Raw genomic sequence first — 2,335 nt, 5'->3', positions numbered from 1 at the left:
GCCGCGGGCAGCTGGTGGCGGCTGGGGCCCGCGCTGCTGCTCGTCGTCGCCGGGGTGCGCCTGTCGCGCTGATTGGTGCGCTCATTGGTGCGCTCATTGGTGCTTTTTTGGCACCACCGTGCGGCCGGCCAGCCGCCTACCGGCCGCGCGGCGCGCTGCCTACACTCCTTTCGTACCACAACCACCAAGGAGAACGAGATGTCCCAGCGTATCAACTACCTCAAACAGTCCCCCGCCCTCTTCAAGAAGCTCGTCGAACTGGGCACCCTGATCAACGACGGCAGCATCGAGGAAAGCATCCGCGACCTCGTCGCCATCCGCGCGTCGCAGATCAACGGCTGCACCTTCTGCATCGACATGCACGTGAAGCAGGCCACGATCCACGGCGAGCGCGCGCTGCGCCTGCACCACCTGGCCGCGTGGCGCGAATCGACCCTGTTCGCCCCGCGCGAACGGGCGGCGCTGGCGTGGACGGAAGCGTTGACGACGCTGTCGCGCGAGGGCGTGCCGGACGAGATCTACGAGCGCGTGCGCACCCAGCTCACGGAGCAGGAACTCGTGGACCTGACGTACGAAATCATGGCGATCAATGCGTGGAACCGCATCAACGTCGCGTTCCAGGCGGTGCCGGGTTCGTACGACAAGGACTTCGGCCTGGACCGCGCCAACCTCGCCTGACAGGGAGACATCCATGAATATCGTCGTCATCGGCGGCACGGGCCTCATCGGCAGCAAGCTCGTGACCCTGCTCCGTTCCCGCGGCCATGAAGCGCTGGCCGCGTCCCCCAACTCGGGCGTGAACACGCTGACGGGCGAAGGCCTGGACGCCGCGCTGGAAGGCTGCGACGTCGTCGTGGACGTGGCGAACTCGCCGTCGTTCGCGGACGACGCCGTCCTCGAATTCTTCACGACCTCGGGCCGCAACCTGCTGGCTGGCCCCCCCCCGGGCGGTCTGGGCGGCCCCCGGCAAAGGAAAGGGGGGGCACCACCGGGGAAAAACCCCCCACCCCCAAAATTGTGTTTTTTTATTTAAACCCCCAGGGACCCCCCCCCGGGGCCAACCCCCCCCCCCAAAAAAACAACCCCCCCCCCCCCCGGTTTTTTTTTTTTTTAATTTCCCCGGGGGGGGCCCCCCCGCGGGGGGGGGGGGGGCCACCACGTGGCCTTGTCCGTCGTCGGCACGCAGCGCCTCGCCGAGAGCGGCTACTTCCGCGCCAAGATCGCGCAGGAAGAGCTCATTCGCGCGTCCGGCCTGCCGTACACCATCGTGCACTCGACGCAGTTCTTCGAATTCCTCGGCGCGGTTGCAACTGCGGCCGCAGCGGCGGGCCAGGACGACACGATCGCCCTGTCGCCCGCGTTCATCCAGCCCATCGCCTCGGACGACGTGGCGGCGGCGCTGGCGGATGTGGTCCTCGGTGCGCCCGTGAACGGCATCGTCGAGATCGCGGGGCCGGACCGCTTCCGCCTGTCCGACCTCGTGCGCGACTACCTCGCGGCCAGGGGGGACACGCGCACGGTGCGCGCCGACGTCCACGCGCGCTATTTCGGCGCGGAGCTCAAGGAGGACACGCTGGTGCCGCAGGGACCCGCGCGCCTCGGCGCCAGCCGCATCGGCAACTGGCTGCAGGCTCAGGCGCCGGCGAACCGCTTGCGGTAGGCCGACGGCGTCTCGTCCAGGTGACGCCGGAACGCGGTGCACATGCGGTCCTCGTCGCCGAAGCCGCACTGGCGGGCGATCTGGGCGAGATTCGCTTCCGACTGTTCCAGCATGCGCTTCGCCGCGCCGATGCGGAACAGTTCCACCGCCTTCGCCGGCGGGCGGCCGGTCTTCTGCTTGTAGACGCGGGCGAAGTTGCGGGCACTCATATGGACCTGTGCGGCCAGGCGTTCCACGGTGAGACCGGCGTCGTGCAGATTGTCGAGGATCCAGCCGTGCAGCGCGTCGAATGCCGCGTCGTCGCGCACCTGGGCGCGCAGCAGTTCGCTCTCCTGCGCCTGCCCGCCGGCGCGCTTCATGAACACGACCAGTTCGCGCGCGACGTCCATCGCGAGCGCGCGCCCGCAATCTTCTTCGACGAGCGCCAGCGCGAGGTCGATGCCGGCCGTGACGCCCGCCGACGTCCACACGGGATCCTGGCGCACGAAGATCGCGTCGCGGTCCACTTCGAGCGCGGGGAAGCGTTGTTCCAGCACGTCCGCCATGTTCCAGTGCGTCGCCACGCGCCGTCCATCCAGCAACCCGCCCTGCGCGAGCAGGAACGCGCCCGTACACACGGACGTGACGCGGCGCGCGTGCGGCGCGGCGCCGGCGATCCAGTCGACCGTCGTGCCC

At 69.1% G+C, this 2,335-nt stretch carries 2 protein-coding genes and 2 pseudogenes; 3 read left to right on the top strand and 1 reads right to left on the bottom strand.

The annotated features are described in order from the left end of the window. Window positions 1-198 precede the first annotated feature (198 nt). From ACEN88_RS29555 to ACEN88_RS29545, 3 genes and pseudogenes are all read left to right on the top strand, one after another. Window positions 199-678: a carboxymuconolactone decarboxylase family protein gene (locus ACEN88_RS29555; protein ID WP_413345432.1), complete on the top strand. Its 480-nt coding sequence runs from the start codon at window positions 199-201 to the stop codon at window positions 676-678. A gap of 13 nt (window positions 679-691) precedes the next feature. Continuing rightward, a pseudogene (locus ACEN88_RS29550) lies at window positions 692-950 on the top strand (NAD-dependent epimerase/dehydratase family protein); the annotation flags it as partial. A gap of 194 nt (window positions 951-1,144) precedes the next feature. Then, window positions 1,145-1,660, top strand: a pseudogene (locus tag ACEN88_RS29545) (SDR family oxidoreductase); the annotation flags it as partial. Here the strand turns inward: ACEN88_RS29545 and ACEN88_RS29540 are convergent. Continuing rightward, the coding region (locus ACEN88_RS29540) for a GlxA family transcriptional regulator (protein WP_413345430.1) at window positions 1,633-2,335 on the bottom strand (703 nt) is incomplete at its 5' end. The pseudogene ACEN88_RS29545 and the gene ACEN88_RS29540 overlap by 28 nt on opposite strands.

The sequence above is a fragment of the Massilia sp. CT11-108 genome, assembly GCF_047302915.1.
Taxonomy (GTDB): Bacteria; Pseudomonadota; Gammaproteobacteria; order Burkholderiales; family Burkholderiaceae_D; genus Telluria; species Telluria orientalis.
Note: the sequence above shows the minus strand (reverse complement) of the source record. Positions and strands in the feature narration are given on the sequence as shown.